We start from the raw sequence: 19,288 nt of genomic DNA, 5'->3' as shown, positions 1-19,288 counted from the left end.
GAATAAGCATTCACTAATATTTGCCTTAAAAACAACTATTCTTTCACCTCAGGACAGCAGGAATTGCCACGGCTATTTTTTGCTTTCCATGGGTAACTTCAACAGGCCGTCGACCACTTCTCAAAACAATGCAACCGACACTGCAGGCATGCTACCTGACCCACAAACCTCCCTATTTTTTTTTTGTCTCCTCTTCATTTTTTCCCTGCATCCTCCCTTCCTTCGGCTTGCACACAATCACAGTCATGGTTGGCAATGGCAGCATCGCTGCACGTGACTTTCTCGTAGTCCACTGAACGATCATCGCTCTCCAGCAATCAACCTGCAACCGCAGTGTGAGTAATAGGGCATATTTTCTCGCGCAGGCCGTGAAGCTGGAGACGGTTGTTGTATAATCAGAGAGAGTGTGCTACGATGTGTGGATATGATCAGTATTTTTACGTATGGTAGGTCTACCGTGTTGATCCCCATGAAATACTTCCTTCCTTCAAGAACAGCCGCCTGCGGCTTTTCCGCACGACCAGCAGCCAAGGCGTCGGTTGATGGTGCGTTCGTTGCCGATTAATTCCACTTTTCTGTTCCATGCATACCAGCAAGACACCTCATCCTGTTTCAGGCAGCCATCCATCTGCAGAAAGTGCGTTCCTCAGCCAGATATACGGCTTTCTCGCCCTCACCATGCGCTTCCCGAACTCTGGGTTCTGCGATAACCAGTTTCTTGATGCCTATGAAAATCTGCTGGATTCGCTCGCCTGGCAGGAAGACCTGGCAACTCTCAAAAAGTGGCGCGAAACAACAGCAAACATCCTCGATGATCTCCAGATTGAATATACCAGGTTGTTTATCAATGGTGCTCCCAGAGCAGCCATCCCCCCATATGCCTCTGTGTATGTCGACGGCGACGGGTGCATTCAGGGGAAAACCACTGAAAAAATCAAGGACTTCTATCGCCAGTGCGGATATGCCGTCACTGAAAGCCTGGAACCGCCCGATCATATTCAGCATGAGCTGGAATTTCTGGCAGCACTCGCCAAGGAAGGAAAAAAGGAGGAAGAATTCTATTTTCTCCGCACGTATTTTCGCCCGTGGTTTGAAAGTTTCTATCATCAGAGTATACACGAAGCTCGTCATCCATTTTACCGGGTGGCGATACAGTTAATTGATTTTTTCACCAAGGAGGAACAGTAAATGGCAATACATCTTTCCAGGCGGAATTTCCTCAAATCCGCCTCCATTGCCGCTGCGTCCGTGCCATTATCCAAGGTAGTGGCAAAAGCAGAATCCGGAGTTAGCAAAGCCCCACTGGTGCCGAAGGGCAGTTTCAAGGACACCCAAACTGTTGTCGGCGGTGTGTGCGAAATGTGTTTCTGGAGATGCCAGCTGGTCGGAAAAGTACGAGACGGCCGCCTTGTAAAAATAGAGGGAAATCCCAAGTCCATCGATAACGGCCTATCTATCTGTGCCCGAGGTAATGCCGGGGTGAAAATGCTTTACGACCCGGACCGTCTTAAATACCCCATGAAAAATGTCGGGGAGCGAGGCGCTCCGAAATGGCAGCGCATTTCCTGGGACGAAGCTTTGGACACCTGCGCTACCGAGCTGAAGAAAGTGGTCGACAAACTTGGCCCCGAAGCCCTGGCGATTTTTCCCCATGGCGCCTCGGCGAGTTACCCGTTTCATTTCTTCGAGCACACGGTAGGAACCCCCAATGTGTCGGAAGCCTCCTTCTTCCAATGCCGCGGTATTCGTGACATGGCCTACCTGGCCACCATTGAAAAGCCGCCGGGAGAGAATGTGGATATGCCCAACACCAAGGTGCTCTTCCTCCTGGGCGGCCATTTCGGCGAAAACGTCCACGTTTCCCACCTGAAGCGTTACCTGAAGGGGCTGGAAAACGGGGCAAAGCTCGTCGTCGTTGACCCTCGCTTTTCCGCGTCTGCCGCCAAAGCCGATATCTGGGTACCCATCCGGCCGGGTACGGATACCGCTATGTTGCTGGCCATGATGAATTACCTTATCCAAAACGACAAGTATGATGCGGATTTTGTCGATGAATATGGTGATGGTTTTGATGAGTTTGCCGAGGGCATCAAGGAGTGGACCCTTGAAAAAGCGGCTGCAGAGTGCGACATCCCTGCCGCCCAGATCAAGGAAGTAGCCGACCTGCTTGCCGCCAATATGCCGAACGTGGCCATCCATCCTGGTCGCCATGTGTCCTGGTACGGAAATGACTTCCAGCGCCAGCGAGCCCTTGCCTGCCTGACTGCTGTGCTGGGAGCATTTGGCGTTAAAGGTTCTTTTGTCCCGCCTAAGGGCCCCAAAGGCATCAAAAAGATTGGCTGGCCCCACGGGGACCATGAGCCTGACCGGCTGAATGATTACGCCGACAACTCCCATGACTGGTCCCCTCCGGGAACACCCACTGACCTGATCAGGAACGCCGCCATTACCGGCGAGCCCTACCCAATCAAGGGATGCGTGATATGGGGCCAGAACCCGATTCAAACCATTCCCAACCAGGAAAAAACCATCCAGATGCTTAAGCAGATGGATTTTGTCATGTGCACCGATATCATGCCAACCGACATCACCATGTTTGCTGATATCCTGCTGCCGGAATGCTCCTATCTTGAGCGTTACGATTACATTAAGACAGGCACCCAGTGGGACTTTGCCGATGAACAGCAGCAATATATCGCTCCGCGAATGCCGCTGGTTGATCCCGAATTTGAACGGAAGGATGGCATCTGGATCACCAACGAAATAGCCAAGCGGATGGGATATGGTGAATACATTCCCGTCAAGGACCAGGTGGAAATGGTCAACAAACGCCTTGCCGGCGTTGGCTTGAGCATTGACAAAATACGGGCAGAGGGCGGGATACATCTCCAGCCAGGGGAAGACCCCTACGGCATTCCCGACGACATGTACGTTTATTTTTACAACGAAGACCTGGAAGATGCCGGCTATCCTCCCATCCCCACCTACATTCCGGTGGAAAGAGCTCCAGAGGGATACATGCGGCTTCTTTACGGGCGCTCGCCGTTGCATACCTTCAACCGCACCCAGAACAATGCCTGGCTGATGGCTGAGGCGGACAGTACACCGGTATGGCTCAACGACCAGGTCGCAAAAAGATTGGGACTCAACGACGGCGACACCGTCAGTATGGTCAACCAGGACGGGGTCAAATCCCGCACGACTGCAACCGTAAAGGTGACCCCGGGGATTCGTGAAGACGCTGTCTATATCTATCACGGCTTCGGCTCAATGAATCCGGAGCTGTCCATCGGCCACAACAAAGGTATCGATGACACCAGCCTGATCACCCGACTGGCGGTCGATCCGGAAACCGGCTGTCATGGCATGCGCAATAACTTTGTCAAACTTGTGAAAGTCAGCTGATGGCTCAAGGCGATACGCTTCCAGCCATCATTCAAGATATCCTGTGGAGGAAAGATAAATGCAATATGGCATGATTATCGATATTGACAAATGTGTTGGCTGCCATGCCTGCACAATTGCCTGTAAGGCTGAGTGGGAAGTTCCTGCTCAGTTCGGTCGCAACTGGGTCCATCGCCTCGGCCCGGCAATGACTTCTGCCGGAATGGCCTATACCTATTACCCGGGTCTGTGCAATCACTGTGACAAGCCGTCCTGCGTCGATGTCTGTCCTGCAGATCCCGTAAGCATGACCATGAAGGATGCAAAAACCGGAAAAACCGTGACCATGGAGGTAGCGGCTACCTGGAAAGACCCTTTTAACGGGACGGTTCAGATCGACAAGGAACGCTGCATCGGTTGCGGCGCCTGCGCTGACGCCTGTCCGTATGACGCCAGGTACATCAATGAAGACCTTGCCGACGATGAAAGCTACGGCAAGGCAGATAAATGTACCTACTGTGTGGAACGATTGGCAGAAGGGCTCGAACCGGCATGCGTGCAGACCTGCCTCGCCGGAGCCCGCATCTTCGGCGACCTGGATGATCCCAACTCAGCGGTTGCCCAGTATGTGAAAAAAGGCGCGGTCGGGCTCAGTTCAGAGGCTGTACAGCTTGGTCCCAACAGTCGCTACTTTGGCAGTAAGAAGGCTGACATGGAGCTGTTGATGCAAAGTGCGCCTCAGGAAATGCCCGAGGCATCGCTGCGGCGGATCATGCTGGCTAAAATGTCTCAACCGGCAGTCAAACAGATTAAGGAGCTGGGCCTGATCGGCCTTGCCGGCAGTCTGCTTGCCGGAACCCTCACGTCAAAGGACAACGACGAATAGTCGCTTGTCCGATTCAATCCATTCCCACCAACCCGCCACCTCCACGTGGCGGGTTTTTTTATAGGTTATGCACCCACTTTCGCTGGAAAAGTACCACCCTATCACTTCCCGCTGTTTTATCAATGCCCCGTTGGAGCGTCTCAACGATGACCTGCTCCAACTCTTTCTCGCGCACCGTCTGCAACCGGAAATTGGACTGGAAGGAGATTTTCTCTGGACCGCACCACGTTCTTTCTATGCAGACCTGGCGGCAACGCTTCAGAGCCATGGACTTGGCTGCACCCTGCATGCCCCCTTCCACGACCTGACCCCGGGAGGTTTTGATCGGCGCTTTGTTCGGCTGACCAGGGAAAAACTCTCGCTTGCTTTTACCCTGCTTCCACTTTTCCGCCCCCAGAGTATTGTCTGCCACCTGGGATTTGAACCGTACAAACATGGTCATGATCTTGAACGATGGTTGGACGTGAGCACAGCAACGTGGAGCCCCCTGCTCCCCATAGCCGCTGAAGCGAACGTTCGGGTGATGTTTGAAAATACCTATGAACCTGACCCTGCAATACATAAAGCGCTTTTGGAACGACTCCAGCCGTTTACTCCTGGATTTTGTCTGGATACCGGCCATGTGCTCGCTTTCAGCCACAGCCCCTGGCAACGGTGGATATCCGAAATGCAGCCGTGGCTGGGGCAGGTTCACCTTCATGACAATGATGGCAGCAGCGACGCCCATCAGGCACTGGGTACAGGGCATTTTGATTTCACCGGCTTTTTCCACGCCGTCAATGGTGGCAGCACCAAACTGTTGTGCACCCTGGAACAGCGAACAGAGGCCGACCTCACTGCCAGTCTCGAATTTCTCCACCATCAGGACACCACTTTTCTCTCCCCCCATCCTCTTGAGCAAAAGGCCCTCTCCTTGCGTGCATGGCCCCCTTGGCACCTCGTCGACTTCCTTCGCAGAACAAGCCTTTAATGCGGAAAGTACAACTCTCTTATAGATATTCTTATGGCATATTATATAATTAGCTTGTGAAATTCAAAGCTACTGTCGATAGAAAAATATGAGCGACCAAAACCAACCACCGCATGCTGAAAAGCGTCCAACCGAGAATTCCCCTGACCACAAGCAGGGCATGCGACCGCCCGTCGACTGGCACCGGGCAACCACTCAGCCGACGTTTGTGGTTGAGGATTCCTTTTTTCGCTCACGCACCCCCAAGCCGGTCCACTGGTCCATTGCCTGGTCCGATCTGATGATGACCATGTTCATCCTTTTTCTGACCCTGTTTGTCTACCAGCTCGCCAAACGTGAGTTTCTCGACCCTACCAGTGTCGAGGTGGTGGCAGGATCGGTTATTTCGCTGCCGCCACCCTCACCTGACCCAGCCGTTCCATTCTATCCTATCTTCCCACAGGCGCCGCAACAGGATTCCCGCCCTCTTCAGAGTGTTGAACAGGTGGACGAAAACGATCTGGATTCTTCCCTTGACCGCAGCACCATACCCATTTCTCCCATTCCCGCGGAGGAACAGCCCACGCCCCTTTCTCCTGAGGAACCTCCCACCAGCTCTGTGGTCCCCCGCGAGCTGGTGATCGAAGACTCCCTGCAAAGGGAGGAATCGCTTCCCCAACCATTAGCCACTCCGGAACAAACCATCTTTACAGAGATCTACGATCTCTCACGGACAACCCTTTCCGAGGAAAAGCTCGATCAGTTTGCCTCCGTAGAACTGGTTCCTGACCAGGCCGTCCGCATTATTCTTGCGGGCGACCTGCTCTTTGCCTCGGGCAAGGCGGAATTATCCTCCGAAGCGCAGAATTCACTCCGCAAACTCTCAAAGATCATTGCCCAGACGCCCTACATGATAAATGTTGTTGGACACACCGATTCCGTTCCCATGCATTCCGAACGCTTTCCAACCAACTGGGAACTGTCGGTCGCCCGAGCCAGTAGGGTCGCCCGTTTCCTGATTGAAGAGATGAAGGTTCCCGGCAGGCAGGTGGTTGCGTCAGGTTTCAGTTATTTCCGACCGGTGAGCCCCAACACCACTGAAGAGAGCAGACGAAAAAACAGAAGGGTTGAGATTATCCTTTCCAAGGAGCCACCTCCACCAACCCGACCTGCCATTTTTAATCAGTAAACAGTTTACAAAAGAACCGCTATGCGACGAAACAACCTTATCGGATTCATCTTGTGCCTGCTCATTTTCCTGACCGGCTTTCTGATTAAAGGCAACCTAGGCCTCTATTTCAATGTTGCAGGTCTGCTGATTGTTGTTGGCGGCAGTTTGGCTGCTGCCTTGCTGAGCTTTCAGCTGCACAGGCTGGTGATTGTCTTTAAAGTCGTTCGTGCCTCCTTTACCCGGCGAACCATTTCCGAAGAAGATATTGTCAATATCCTGATTAATCTCGCCATTAAATCCCGGGTAGAAGGGGTGCTCTCACTCCAGGAGGAGGAAAATGAAACCTCGATACTCTTTCTCCGTAGAGGCCTGGGCTGCTTGGTGGACAATTACGCCCCCCACCAAATAAGGGATATTCTCAATACCGAAATGTATTTTTTCAAGCTTCGCCGGGAAGACAGCGAACGGATACTGCGGACCATAGGTGACTTTTTTCCGGCTTTTGGCATCATCGGCTCAGTGGTAGGACTGATTTCCATGCTTGCCGGCATCGGCGACACTTCAGTCATTCTCAAGACTGTCCCCGTGGCCCTGACCTCTACCCTTTATGGCCTAGTTTTTGCCAATTTTTTCTTCGTTCCCTTTGCCGCCAACCTCAGAGAGCGAACCAACCATGAGCTGCTGCTGCAAAAAATCATCATGGAGGGAATCATTGCCATTGAAAGCGAGCTCAACCCCACCATTCTCAAAACCAAGCTGCTCTCATTTCTTACCCCTTCAGCCCGAGAAGCCGATCTGGTACCGCTGGCAAAGATCAGACAACGGTTCAACATCGACACTACTCCCGCCATCCAGGAGAACGATCTCACGTCAGAGTGAATTGAACGAGAAGGGATAGCCAAAAAAGCTAGGTGCGTGTATGATGGATCGCGTAGCACCTGTCTCATCAAAAGACCGCCCTTTTTAATCGCATGCGCCTAATCGCCACATCACTATGCTTCAGCTCATTCCCTGGTTCATCGTCCTTGCCCTGCTGACTGGCTGCTCGCCAGCCACTGTCGACACAGTGATTGAAAACGAGGGGGCAACGCCCCTCGGGCCGGCGGCGATTCTTGAAGTAGTGGAGGACAACACCCTCTTTCTCCACTCCACCGAAGAAGACACCTACCTCTTTTTACACACCTCGGGTAGGGCTTTCGGCAAGGATATTTATGGCAACAGGGATATCGGCAAGTGGGATGTAAGTGAAGATGGTCAACTCTGTTTTCGCATGAATACATGGTGGTATGGTGATCTTCGCTGTTTTCAGACGCTGATGAAAGGAGACCGGGACAGACTCTACCTTGCCAATTCAGCCCAGGTGATCGATTACAGGGCAGACTTTGTTCAGGGGGACGCGCAGCACCTCTACCAGCCCATCCCCCAAAAAAGACAGAGCTACCGAAAATCACGCCAATCGGCCCATCACCAGTCTGAGGAACCAAAGCCTGTACAACCATCTGCCCCTGCTTCGGAAACGACAACTGATCGAGAGTACGCATCCGCGAGAACGGCAACTGAGGCAGCCCAGGACAATCAGGCTACCGTTCAGTGGATGGCCAAGGACTGTCCGCGATGCAACCTGGCCGGAGCGGATCTGGCCAAGGCCGACCTGGTCGAAGCCAGGCTGAACGGCGCCAACCTCTCCGGAGCCAACCTGCACATGGCCAACATGCGCCGCGCCAATCTGGAAGACGCTGACCTGCGCGATGCGATCCTTACCTATGCGAACCTTCCTGGAGCCAACCTCAAAAGGGCTGATCTGCGGAATGCCGACCTCCAGGGAGCCAACCTTATCCGAGCCGACCTTACCGGGGCGGACCTGCGCGGAGTCAACCTGGAAGGCACGCTTATAGAGGGTGCCACAGGGCTTCATTAATCGGTCTTTAGCTGTAACCCACCAGAACTGTTGACCATATTTTTTCAACCATCTACCGTTTACCAGCATATGTCAGCTCCTTTTGTTCATCTCCACGTACACACCCAATATTCCATGCTCGACGGGGCCATTCGTATCAAGGACCTTATCGACAAAACGGTTGAACAGGAAATGCCTGCTGTTGCCGTTACCGACCACGGCGCTATGTATGGTGCGCTTGAATTTTATGAAAAAGCAAACAAGGCAGGTATCAAACCCATCGTCGGGTGTGAATTTTACATGGCTGAAAACGGCATGACGATCCACGACCGATCCGCTGGCCACAACTTTCATCTGGTGGCCCTTGCCGCTGATGCCACAGGATATGGCAACCTGATGAAGCTGGCGTCCATTGCCCAGCGCCAGGGGTTTTATTATAAGCCCCGCATAGATTTCCCAACTCTTTACCACCACCATGAGGGTCTCATTGTCCTCACTGCCTGTCTTCACGGTGAAATCCCCTGGCGAATCACCCACAATGATATGGATGGCGCCAGAAAAAAGGCCCAGGAAATCCAGCAGGTCTTCGGTGACAGACTCTATTTCGAGATCCAGGAAAACGGCATTGTTGAACAAACCATAGCCAATAAAGGGATCATGCAGCTGGGCCAAGAACTCGGGATCAAACTGGTTGCGACCAACGATTGCCACTACCTCACCAAGGAAGAATCCTATGCTCACGAGGTGCTTCTCTCCATCCAGACGGGAAAAACAATTACAGATCCCAACCGATTTCGTTTTCCCACCCAGGACCTGTACTTCAAATCTGCCGAGGAAATTCAGCAGCAATTCAGCTATTGTCCCGAGGCGGTAGCCAACAGCCTGGAAGTGGCCGAACGCTGCAACCTAGAGCTACGTTTCGGCGCCCACCATTTTCCCATCTTTCCCATCCCGGAACACGACACCCTGGAGAGCGTCTTTGAGCGCAGTTGCTGGGATGGACTCACCGAGAGGCTGGATCACCTTCGCGAGCTCCAAGAGGTCAGTCCCGAATTGGAAAAAACCTATTCCGACCGATTGACCATGGAGATTGAGGTCATCAAAAAAATGGGGTTTTCCGGCTACTTCCTTATTGTCGCCGACTTCATCACCTGGGCCAAGGCCCAGCAGATTCCGGTAGGCCCCGGGCGCGGCTCTGGTGCGGGCAGCCTGGCCGCCTTCTGCATGTACATTACCGACATCGATCCCATTCCCTACGGTCTGATCTTTGAACGATTCCTTAACGTTGAACGGATGTCCATGCCGGATTTTGATGTCGACTTCTGCAAGGATCGTCGGGACGAAGTTATTGAGTACGTACGGGGCAAATATGGCGGCGATGACTTTGTAGCTCAGATTGTTGCCTATGGCTCGATGAAAGCCAGGGCTGTACTGCGAGACGTGGGACGGGTCCTTGAAATACCCTTACCGGTGGTTGACCGGATCGCCAAACTGGTACCGGACGAACTCAAAATCACTTTGAAAAAAGCCATCGACAAGGAACCGCGTCTCCGTGAGGCGATGAAGGACGACGAGGTCCGGGAACTGCTGACCGTGGCGCAAACCCTTGAGGGACTGTCGCGCCATAAATCCACCCATGCGGCAGGCGTGGTCATCTCTCCCACGCCATTGGTCGATTATCTGCCGGTCTGCATCGGACCCAACAAAGAAATTCTCACCCAGTATGACATGAAATACACCGAAAAAACCGGACTGATCAAGTTCGATTTTCTCGGGCTGAAAACACTGACCGTCATAGATCGCGCCTTAAAACTCATTGCCTATGACGTGGGAAAAGAGGTTGAGCTCAGCAAAATCCCCATGGATGATCCCAAGACATACGCGCTGCTCTGTAAGGGAGACAGTCTTGGGGTTTTCCAATTGGAAAGCGACGGTATGCGGGAGCTGCTGATAAAAATGCATCCCGAACAGTTTACCGATCTCATCGCCCTAGTGGCCCTGTACCGCCCGGGGCCGCTCGACTCCGGCATGGTTGATACCTTTGTGGAAACCAAGCACGGCCGCCAGCTCCCTGATTATCCCCTGCCGCAAATCAAGTCAGTGCTTGAAGAGACCTACGGGGTTATCGTCTATCAGGAACAGGTCATGAAGATATCCAATATTCTCGCCGGATACAGTCTGGGAGATGCCGATATTCTGCGGCGAGCCATGGGCAAAAAAATTCCCGAGGTAATGGAAGAGGAGCGGGAAAAATTCATGGCCGGGGCACGGGAAAAAAATATCCCTGAAGACAAGGCCAAATACATTTTTGACCTTATGGCTAAATTTGCCGGTTATGGGTTCAATAAATCACACTCCGCGGCATACGCCCTCATCGCCTACCAGACCGCCTACCTCAAGGCCCATTACCCCTCTCAATTCCTTGCTGCATTGCTTTCCTGCGATGTGGACAACACCGACAAAGTCGTCAAATACATCGCCGAATGCCGCCAGAACAACATTGATGTGCTGCCTCCGGATATCAACGAGTCGTTCAACGACTTCACCGTTATCAATGATCGTATCCGTTTTGGTCTGGCTGCGGTAAAAAATGTGGGCGGAGCCGCGCTAGAATCAATCATCGCTGAACGTAAGGAAAATGGATCTTTTCAAAGCCTGAGCAATTTCTGCAACCGCATTGACAGCAGCAAGGTCAATCGCAAGGTTATTGAAAGCCTGATCAAGGCTGGGGCCTTTGACTCGATGCAGGTCAGGCGATCCCAACTGATGGAGGTGCTCGATCAGGCCCTGGAGCAGGCAAAAGCGGTGCAGCGAGATCGCATGAGCGGACAGATGAGTCTCTTTGGCCTGGGGGGAACGGGGGAGGCTGCTGCCCCTGCCGCCGATATCACCATGCCGGAGATCGAGGAGTGGCCCGAACTGCAAAAGCTTGCCGGTGAAAAAGAAACCGTTGGTTTTTTTCTTACCGGTCACCCTTTAGAAGGCTTGAGCGATCAGATCAGCCTGATCACCGATACGGACATTGAACATGTTGCCACCTGGCGCGATGGCCAGGCCGTCCGCATCGGCGGTCTGCTTTCCAGCTACAAGGACCACAAATCCAAAAAAGGCGACCGCATGGCCTTTATCTCCATCGAGGACATGAGCGCTGCCGTAGAAGTGATCGTCTTCCCCTCCACCTTTGCCGAGTGTTCGGAAATCCTGAAAAGCGATCTTCCGCTGATAGTGGTAGGGACCGTCCAACAGGGTGAGCGCGGAGCAAAAATAATTGCCCAGGAGATCAGCCTGCTGGAACAGGCGATGGAAAAGTACACCGAGAAAGCGGTTATCACCCTGCATGCGGAGGCAACCTCCCGCCAACACCTTGTCCAGCTCAAGGAGCTCCTGTATCAGTACCATGGTGTCACGCCACTGCACCTGACCCTGTATTTTGGTGGAAGAGGAGAGGTCGATATCGACATCCTCAAAGACCTGACCATTAAATCCTGTCCAGGGTTTATACAGGATGTTCGAGGGTTATGTGGAGATGGGGCGTTATCTCTGCAGATGAAAACCGCGGAGGTAAAACGTAGGAATAACGGAAATTCAAGATTCGGTGGCAGAGCTGCTACCGGCTGAGCAGCGCAGCGGTATTTTTATATGGCGCCCCATGTTAAAAAAGCTTGCGTTTTTTCCGTAATAGAGTATTCTTTCTTGTTTACTAGTTGTCTTGTATTTTGAGAGATTGCCACTAAAACCGTCCAATCCTCGCGCAGAGGCCGGACGGTTTTTTCTTTTCATTCGATGCTCCGCTTCTCGCTGACCATACAGCCGCAGACTCAGGACAGCCTGTCAGGCAACCAGTCTCACCGTTGTGGCTGACGACAGCAACGGCCGCACAGCAGTATATGGACTTAGCGGCCGTTCCTCCATTTCTTTGATGTGCACAGTCCCCTGCCGCATCGGCAGGGCCTTTTTGGTCTGCATACCCTGCTCGCCGGGCGACAGGCACCCTATTCACCTTTACTTTGTATTTTCATGACAACATTTCAGGAGCTTGGCGTCGACCAGGCTATCGTACGAAGCCTCAAGGATATGGACATCGTCGTCCCTACTCCTATCCAGGAAAAAATTATTCCCCAGCTACTAGAACATCCCTGCGACCTGATAAGCCTTGCACAGACAGGAAGCGGAAAAACCGCTGCGTTCGGGCTGCCGCTGCTCATGCACGCAGACCCAGAGAAACCACACCCTCATGCACTGGTGCTCTGCCCGACCAGGGAGTTATGTGCCCAGGTTGCTGGTGATCTAACGGCCTATGGCAAACATATCGGCGGTCTGCGCGTTCTCCCACTGTACGGTGGGACAGGAATAGATAAACAAATCTCTGCATTACGCAGAGGAGCACAGATCCTGGTGGCGACCCCTGGCCGACTCATCGATCTCATTGAACGTAAAAAAGTTCATCTATCGCACATTCAACGACTTGTCATCGACGAAGCTGATGAAATGCTACAGATGGGCTTTCAAGAGGAAATCGATAGGATCCTGATGAGTGTTCCACAGGAAAAGAACACCTTCCTCTTTTCAGCAACCATGCCGAAAAAGATTGAGGCTATTGCTGAAAAATATATGCGTACCCCGTTAAGAGTGACGGTGGGCAGGCGCAACGCAGCGGCAGATACCGTTCGGCACGAGGCATACACTGTTACGCATAGACACCGTTACTCGGCTTTAAAGCGCATCCTTGATAATTCTCCTGATAACTACTCCATTGTTTTCTGTCGAACCAGGCGTGATACGCAAAATCTTGCCACCCAATTAATCGAAGAAAACTACAGCGCTGAGGCTCTACACGGTGACCTCTCCCAGGCACAACGGGACCTGGTTATGGACAAATTCCGCGCCAGGCAGATTACCCTGCTGGTCGCGACCGACGTTGCAGCTCGTGGCCTGGACGTTAACAACGTCTCTCATGTCATTCACTTCTCTCTTCCGGATGATACCGCCAATTACACGCATCGAAGCGGCCGTACAGGAAGAGCAGGCCGCAGTGGCGTGTCGGCAGCGATCATCACCCCGAAGGAACTGTACAGAATCAAACTACTGGAAAAAAGTATCAAACAGAAATTTGTGCATTGCGCTGTCCCCACAGGAAAAGAGATCTGCCACAATCAGCTGCACCATCTGGTCGAAAAGGTCTCCAAGGATAAGGTCGTGCCTTCACCCGCAGATCAGCTTTATGCAGAGGCGGCTTCCCTGTTGGCAGACTACGAGAAAGAGGACCTCATCCATACGTTTCTCTCCCTGCATTACAACCGTTTCCTCAACGCTTACGGCAACGCCCCGGATATCAATGTACGTCACAAAGAGGACCATAAAAGGCACCATGCCGGAACCAAGCAGAATCAGCGGCAACGACCAACCGGCCCGCAACCGCAGTTTACCCGTTTTTTTCTGAACGTTGGCCGGCAGGACGGCGTTATGCCGCAACGGTTGATCGGCACCATCAACGAGGCACCGGGAGGAAAAAAGGTCAAGGTGGGGAGAATTGAAATCCAACGCAGGTCTGCCCTGCTCGAGGCTGACAGTAACTGTATTCCCCAGGTGCTCAAGGCCTTTCGCCATGTCATTATCAACGGCAAGCCGGTCGCCATTGAGGTGGCTCCAAAACAACGGCGCAAAAAATCATCTTCAGGAGGGAAAACAGGGCCTCGATCAAACAACCTCAATCCAGGCAGGAAATCGTAAGGTTTCCGATTGGCACTGAGCAACCAATGTCCCCTCCTTCCGTCTCCTGTTGTGCTTTGCGTGAGGGGAATACAATCAACAACAAAAGGAAAAACATGAAAATCTATGTCGGCCAATTACCGTTTGATGTCAAGGAAACTGATCTCGCAGAACTCTTATCTGCTTATGGTGAAGTGGCGAGTGCCAACCTGATTATCGACCGATACTCAGGCAGACCCAAAGGATATGGGTTTGTGGAAATGCCCAATAACGCAGAAGCGGATCAGGCAATTAAGGCATTGAATAAAACCATGTTTCGAGGCCGGGAAATAAAAGTCAACCAGGTTCAACCCAATAAACGCAATAAAAACTCAAGAAGACGCTCACGCTATTAAGCCGTTTTCCCTGCTGATCAACCGGATGCATTGCTGCCGATGTTACCGGTTGCACGATGGGTTCTTTCTGCTTCTAGCCCGCCGCCGGCTGCCAGGTATCAAGTAAAACAGAGTCCACAGTCCGGACAGGTGGTCGACTGGGTTGGAAAAGTACAGCCGCATGCCGGACAGGTTGCCTGTTCCTTCCCAGTGTCGTACACTGCATCTGCATGGGTCGTATCGAACTCTGCGAGCCCCGTGCTCTTGCGGTACTCTTCTTCCACAACTGCAAGCACGGCATCCAGGTCATCCCGACGGACCTGCAGCAGCAACTCGGTCCCGCAGCACCCTTTTCCTCCTGCACCCTTTGGGGGTGCAATCACCAGCGACGGTAAAGAATATTCCCGCAAATGCGCCTGCAGCTGACGTACCTGCAAGGAAGGGCCCTGGCGTATGGTGACCGTCTCTTCGCCCTCAACAATAGGCAGGGCTCGCTGCAGGAGCTGCTGCCTGTACGCCCTTACCATCTCTGCAACCTCTTTCCCTGAGGTCAGCTCACCACCGCAGGTGGCACAATGGATGATCTCTGGGCGATATTCTTCTTCGCAGTAAAGGCAGTATCGGCACTCAGGCTCCAGCTGCTCAAACCGTTCCGCCCACTTCTTCATCCCTTTCCTCCCTGCTACAGAATATATCTGCTGAGATCTTCATTGTCTGAGATATCGGCCAATTGTTCCCGCACATAGGCAGCTGTTACCGAAAACCTCAGCTCCTCACGATCCGGGGCGTCAAAGGACACCTTGTCCAACACCCGCTCCATAATTGTGTGCAGACGTCGCGCCCCGATATCTTCGGTTTTCTGGTTGACCTGAACAGCAATTCTCGCCATTTCGCGAATTGCTTCCTCCTCAAAAGCCAGCTCAATATCTTCTGTGGCCAGGAGAGCTGTGTACTGTTTAACCAGCGCGCTCCGGGGCTCGGTGAGGATCCGAAAAAACTCTTCCTCGCCCAATGCGTTCAAATTGACGCGTATGGGAAAGCGACCCTGCAGTTCAGGGACCAGGTCCGATGGCTTGCAGACATGGAAGGCACCGCTTGCAATAAACAGGATATGGTCAGTCTTGACCGGACCATACTTGGTATTGACCGTCGCCCCCTCGACAATGGGCAACAGATCACGCTGTACCCCCTCCCTCGATACCTCCGGCGAGCTGGAGCCGCTATTGCCCCGAGAAGCTATTTTATCGATTTCGTCGAGAAAAATGATCCCTGACTGTTCTGTGCGCCGTACTGCTTTTTCGGTGATACTCTCGTTATCGACCAGCCGTTCAGCTTCCTCTTTTTTCAACAGCTCTAAAGCCTCTGGAACATTGACCTGACGACTCTGCTTCTTTTTGGGAAAAAACTTGGAAAAGGCGTCTTGCAGTGAATTCTGCATATCCTCCATGCCGCTGGCGGAAAAGACCTCCACCATCGGTGCCCCGGAAGACGCGGCCACGTCAAGCTCAACCGTACGCTCATCAAGCTCGCCACGCCGCAGCATCTGTCGAAAACGTTCTCTGGTAGAGGCTGAGCTGTCGTTTTCACTGACCGCGGAATCGCCATCATATCCCAGATTGACCACCCGAGGAGTGGATGAAGAGGGGGGGCTGGCGGTGCGCGGCAGAAGCAAATCAAGCAACCGCTCTTCCGCCTGGGCCTCGGCCTGTTCGTACACCCCGGCCTCGGCCTCTTTGGTCACCATATTGACGGCCAACTGGGTCAGCTCCCTGATCATGGACTCAACATCCCGCCCCACATAGCCAACCTCGGTAAACTTGGAGGCCTCCACCTTAAGAAAGGGGCTCTGGGCAAGATGCGCCAGACGACGGGCGATCTCGGTCTTTCCGACGCCGGTCGGACCGATCATAATGATGTTTTTCGGTGCAATTTCCTCACGCAGGGGCGGATCTACCTGCTGCCGTCGCCAACGGTTGCGCAGGGCAATGGCTACCGAGCGTTTGGCGTCGGCCTGCCCGATGATATAGCGATCAAGTTCTGCTACTGTCTGCCTGGGGGTAAGCGAGTTGATTCCTTTCATCTTATATTTTTTCAACAACTATGCTGGAGTTAGTGTACACGCAGATCGATCCCGCAATTTCCAATGCAGCCGTGGCTATGGCAGATGCATCAAGATCAGAATGCATCACTAAAGCTTTGGCCGCAGCTTGAGCATAGGGACCTCCTGATCCTATGGCTATAATCCCATCATCCGCTTCAATCACATCGCCGGTGCCGGAAAGAAGCAGGGAATACCGGCTATCGACAGCCACCAGCATTGCCTCCAACCGACGCAGCATTTTATCGGTTCGCCAGTCCTTGGCCAGTTCGACGGCAGCACGCATCAGGTTACCGTTAAACTGCTCCAACTTCTGCTCAAGTCGGTCATAGAGGGTAAAGGCATCGGCTGTCGCACCGGCAAAACCGGTAATCACCTTGTCATGGTAGAGCCTGCGAACTTTTTTGGCCTGATGTTTGATAACAGTCGCACCGAGGCTGACCTGTCCGTCGCCGGCGACAACAACCTCCCCGCGATGACGCAGGGCGAGTATGGTAGTGGAGCGTATTTTTTTCATGAGTGCCTGTAATGCTGTATTCGATGTAAGGTATCATCTGCAGTGATGGCCAACGTTAAGCATTGCCCTGAAGGGAGTCAATCCCTGTTGGTAAATGCTCGTCAGGAGTCCTCCACCGGCCCCCCCTTCCTCCTCAACCGCGGTCACCGGAAAAGGGAGTCGATGCGGCCTTGGGATGCGCCTGGTCATAGACCCGTGTGAGATGCTCCACATTGACATGCGTATACTTCTGGGTCGTGGAAAGACTGACATGGCCGAGTAGCTCCTGGACCGTGCGCAGATCCGCGCCCATCTCCAGCAGGTGGGTGGCAAAAGAATGGCGAAGGGCGTGGGGGGTAACCGTCTTGGCGATCCCTGCCCGCTCGCCGTAATGACGCATCAGACGCTCTATACTCCGAACGGTCAAACGGGTTCCGCGACTGTTAAGAAACATTGCCTCACGTTCTGCTGGGTATCCACGAAGGACTCTTGCGCTCACCATTTGTTCACGCTGCACCAGATACCCCCCCATTGCCTCGGCGGCCGGTTTGCCGTAAGGGACAATCCGCTCCTTGCGCCCCTTTCCCTGCACGCGGACCACTTCTGCGCTTGGGTCATAATCAGCAATATCGGTGTTCACCAGTTCAGATACGCGCATCCCGGTTGCATAGAGCATTTCCATTATCGCAAGGTCTCGGAGATAATAGGAATCTTGCCTGGATGGAGCTTCAAGCAGGGCAAAGACCTCATCAACAGTAAGAAAATGAGGGATGTGACGACCAACCTTGGGGTTACTGATCCCGGCCAACGGATCGGCAGCAAGCACTTCCTCCCGTACCAGAAAACGAAAAAAAGCGCGAAGCGAGGAGAGCTTCCTGGAAATCGTTGCACTTGTGTTTACACTATACAGAGAAGCGACAAAAGCTTTCACGCTTTCCCCTGTACACGCATCAAGGGTTTCAGGGCTCCCCGCAAAACGTGAATACTCGATTACATCACGCCGGTATCCGTTGACAGTATGCAGGGAATACCCCTTTTCCACGGTCAACCAGGAAATAAAGTGCTCAATATTCTTAATCATTGCCAAACAGTTATTGAAAGGTGGGCGGTTTATGTTTAAACTGCCAGTTTACCCTCGTACAACCTGCAGGGCAAGCAGCAACCTGTGGTGCCCTTGTTTCCCGAATGTTCATGGAGCCGCTCATGGCTAAAAAAACTTTTGAAAGCGCTCTCGCCAAACTGGAAAAGATAACGCAAGAACTGGAAACCGGTGAGTTACCGCTGGAGACAAGTCTTAAAAAATTTGATGAAGGCATTCAACTGGTTGATTTTTGCAGTACAAAGCTGGAAGAGGCAAAAAGCCGGGTCGATATCCTACTGAAAAAAGACGGCAAGTTTGAACGTGTGCCCTTTGAGGAATCATCTGTTGGAGATTAAAGCCTACCTGAACGAACAGCGGCGGATTGTCGAAGAGTATCTCCATGAAGCAATCGCTGCTCCTGAAGGCTATTTTGCCAGTCATCTTGACTCGATGCGCTACAGCCTCTTTGTAGGCGGCAAACGGGTTCGCCCCATTCTCTGCCTGGCGGGAGCCCAGGCCGTCAGTGCAGGCGCATGTGATCCTAACGATATCCTGCCCATAGCCGGTGCCATGGAGTGCATTCATACCTACTCGCTCATCCACGACGATCTGCCGGCTATGGATGACGACGATCTGCGACGGGGAAAGCCCACCAACCACACCATATATGGCGAGGCAGGCGCCATACTTGCCGGAGACGGGTTATTAACCTATGCCTTTGAACTGCTGAGCGGCCCCTCCGCCCGAATGGATCCTACAGTCAACCTGCGCATAATCAACCTCATTGCCCGTGCCGCCGGCTCATTCGGGATGGTTGGCGGACAGTCACTGGATATGCTTTACGAAGGGAAATCCATCGACTATGCAACCCTGCAAACCATTCACCGAAGTAAAACCGGAGCCCTCATTACCGCTTCGGTTGTCAGTGGCGGACTCGCTGCCGGGGCCGACAGTCGACAGGAGCACGCCCTCACCGACTATGGCAATAGCATCGGACTTGCCTTTCAGATCATTGACGATCTACTTGACGTCGTCTCCACCACGGAAGAACTGGGCAAGCCGGTCGGCAGCGACAAGGCAGCGGCCAAAGCCACCTACCCTTCCCTCTTTGGTATAGAACAATCCCGATCAATGGCCAGCCAGGCTGTTGAATCAGCATTGCAATCGCTTACGGTCTTTGATCATCATGCCGACCCGCTGCGGGCGATTGCGACGTATATAATCGAACGAACATATTGATATG

The 19,288-nt window shown here is 52.9% G+C and carries 17 protein-coding genes; 12 read left to right on the top strand and 5 right to left on the bottom strand.

The features are described 5' to 3' along the window. Window positions 1–582 precede the first annotated feature (582 nt). The 8 genes from ACZ52Z_RS20610 (at window position 583) to dnaE (ending at window position 11,905) form a co-directional block, all read left to right on the top strand. Window positions 583–1,188 carry a TorD/DmsD family molecular chaperone gene (locus ACZ52Z_RS20610; RefSeq protein WP_464268651.1) on the top strand — a complete coding sequence of 202 codons (606 nt, stop codon included), beginning with the start codon at window positions 583–585 and terminating at the stop codon, window positions 1,186–1,188. After that, on the top strand, window positions 1,189–3,405 hold the full coding sequence (locus ACZ52Z_RS20605) for a molybdopterin-containing oxidoreductase family protein (protein ID WP_464268650.1): 2,217 nt from the start codon (window positions 1,189–1,191) through the stop codon (window positions 3,403–3,405). Window positions 3,406–3,463: 58 nt separating this feature from the next. After that, window positions 3,464–4,270: a 4Fe-4S dicluster domain-containing protein gene (locus ACZ52Z_RS20600; protein ID WP_464268649.1), complete on the top strand. Its 807-nt coding sequence runs from the start codon at window positions 3,464–3,466 to the stop codon at window positions 4,268–4,270. Between the two features lie 67 nt (window positions 4,271–4,337). Then, window positions 4,338–5,240 (top strand): sugar phosphate isomerase/epimerase family protein, encoded by a 903-nt coding sequence (locus ACZ52Z_RS20595; protein WP_464268648.1) that lies wholly within the window; start codon window positions 4,338–4,340, stop codon window positions 5,238–5,240. An 88-nt stretch (window positions 5,241–5,328) separates the two neighbouring features. Continuing rightward, a complete protein-coding gene (locus ACZ52Z_RS20590) occupies window positions 5,329–6,408 on the top strand; it encodes an OmpA/MotB family protein (protein ID WP_464268647.1) in 1,080 nt (359 codons plus the stop codon). 21 nt (window positions 6,409–6,429) lie between these two features. Beyond that, on the top strand, window positions 6,430–7,269 hold the full coding sequence (locus ACZ52Z_RS20585; protein ID WP_464268646.1) for a motility protein A: 840 nt from the start codon (window positions 6,430–6,432) through the stop codon (window positions 7,267–7,269). A 115-nt stretch (window positions 7,270–7,384) separates the two neighbouring features. Then, entirely contained in the window at window positions 7,385–8,308 is a 924-nt protein-coding gene (locus ACZ52Z_RS20580; RefSeq protein ID WP_464268645.1) for a pentapeptide repeat-containing protein, read from the top strand. A gap of 69 nt (window positions 8,309–8,377) precedes the next feature. Further along, window positions 8,378–11,905: a DNA polymerase III subunit alpha gene (dnaE, locus tag ACZ52Z_RS20575; protein ID WP_464268644.1), complete on the top strand. Its 3,528-nt coding sequence runs from the start codon at window positions 8,378–8,380 to the stop codon at window positions 11,903–11,905. 213 nt (window positions 11,906–12,118) lie between these two features. Here the strand turns inward: dnaE and ACZ52Z_RS20570 are convergent, their stop codons facing one another. Next, the gene (locus ACZ52Z_RS20570) at window positions 12,119–12,253 is read right to left on the bottom strand and encodes a hypothetical protein (RefSeq protein WP_464268643.1); all 135 of its coding nucleotides are present in this window, start codon (window positions 12,251–12,253) and stop codon (window positions 12,119–12,121) included. A 51-nt stretch (window positions 12,254–12,304) separates the two neighbouring features. Between ACZ52Z_RS20570 and ACZ52Z_RS20565 the strand changes: the two genes are divergently transcribed. Then, entirely contained in the window at window positions 12,305–14,017 is a 1,713-nt protein-coding gene (locus ACZ52Z_RS20565) for a DEAD/DEAH box helicase (RefSeq protein ID WP_464268642.1), read from the top strand. A gap of 95 nt (window positions 14,018–14,112) precedes the next feature. Beyond that, window positions 14,113–14,391: an RNA recognition motif domain-containing protein gene (locus tag ACZ52Z_RS20560; protein WP_464268641.1), complete on the top strand. Its 279-nt coding sequence runs from the start codon at window positions 14,113–14,115 to the stop codon at window positions 14,389–14,391. A gap of 98 nt (window positions 14,392–14,489) precedes the next feature. On the opposite strand, the gene ACZ52Z_RS20555 is transcribed toward ACZ52Z_RS20560, so the two are convergent. From ACZ52Z_RS20555 to xerA, 4 genes are all read right to left on the bottom strand, one after another. Next, window positions 14,490–15,038, bottom strand: a complete 549-nt coding sequence (locus ACZ52Z_RS20555; protein WP_464268640.1) for a zinc ribbon-containing (seleno)protein DG — start codon at window positions 15,036–15,038, stop codon at window positions 14,490–14,492. Between the two features lie 14 nt (window positions 15,039–15,052). Then, window positions 15,053–16,450: an ATP-dependent protease ATPase subunit HslU gene (gene hslU / locus ACZ52Z_RS20550; protein WP_464268639.1), complete on the bottom strand. Its 1,398-nt coding sequence runs from the start codon at window positions 16,448–16,450 to the stop codon at window positions 15,053–15,055. A gap of 1 nt (window position 16,451) precedes the next feature. After that, entirely contained in the window at window positions 16,452–16,985 is a 534-nt protein-coding gene (gene hslV / locus ACZ52Z_RS20545) for an ATP-dependent protease subunit HslV (RefSeq protein ID WP_464268638.1), read from the bottom strand. Window positions 16,986–17,118: 133 nt separating this feature from the next. Continuing rightward, the gene (xerA, locus tag ACZ52Z_RS20540) at window positions 17,119–18,045 is read right to left on the bottom strand and encodes a site-specific tyrosine recombinase/integron integrase (protein WP_464268637.1); all 927 of its coding nucleotides are present in this window, start codon (window positions 18,043–18,045) and stop codon (window positions 17,119–17,121) included. 122 nt (window positions 18,046–18,167) lie between these two features. On the opposite strand from xerA, the gene xseB reads away from it, so the two are divergent. Together xseB and ACZ52Z_RS20530 are read left to right on the top strand one after the other, a co-directional pair. Further along, on the top strand, window positions 18,168–18,401 hold the full coding sequence (gene xseB, locus ACZ52Z_RS20535) for an exodeoxyribonuclease VII small subunit (RefSeq protein WP_464268636.1): 234 nt from the start codon (window positions 18,168–18,170) through the stop codon (window positions 18,399–18,401). Then, complete coding sequence (locus tag ACZ52Z_RS20530) at window positions 18,391–19,284, top strand: polyprenyl synthetase family protein (RefSeq protein ID WP_464268635.1); 894 nt, start codon at window positions 18,391–18,393, stop codon at window positions 19,282–19,284. The genes xseB and ACZ52Z_RS20530 overlap by 11 nt, the downstream gene beginning before the upstream one ends. Window positions 19,285–19,288 lie beyond the last annotated feature (4 nt).

The sequence above is a fragment of the Desulfogranum aggregans genome, from assembly GCF_055398265.1.
This window is presented reverse-complemented; position numbering and strand designations above follow the sequence as displayed.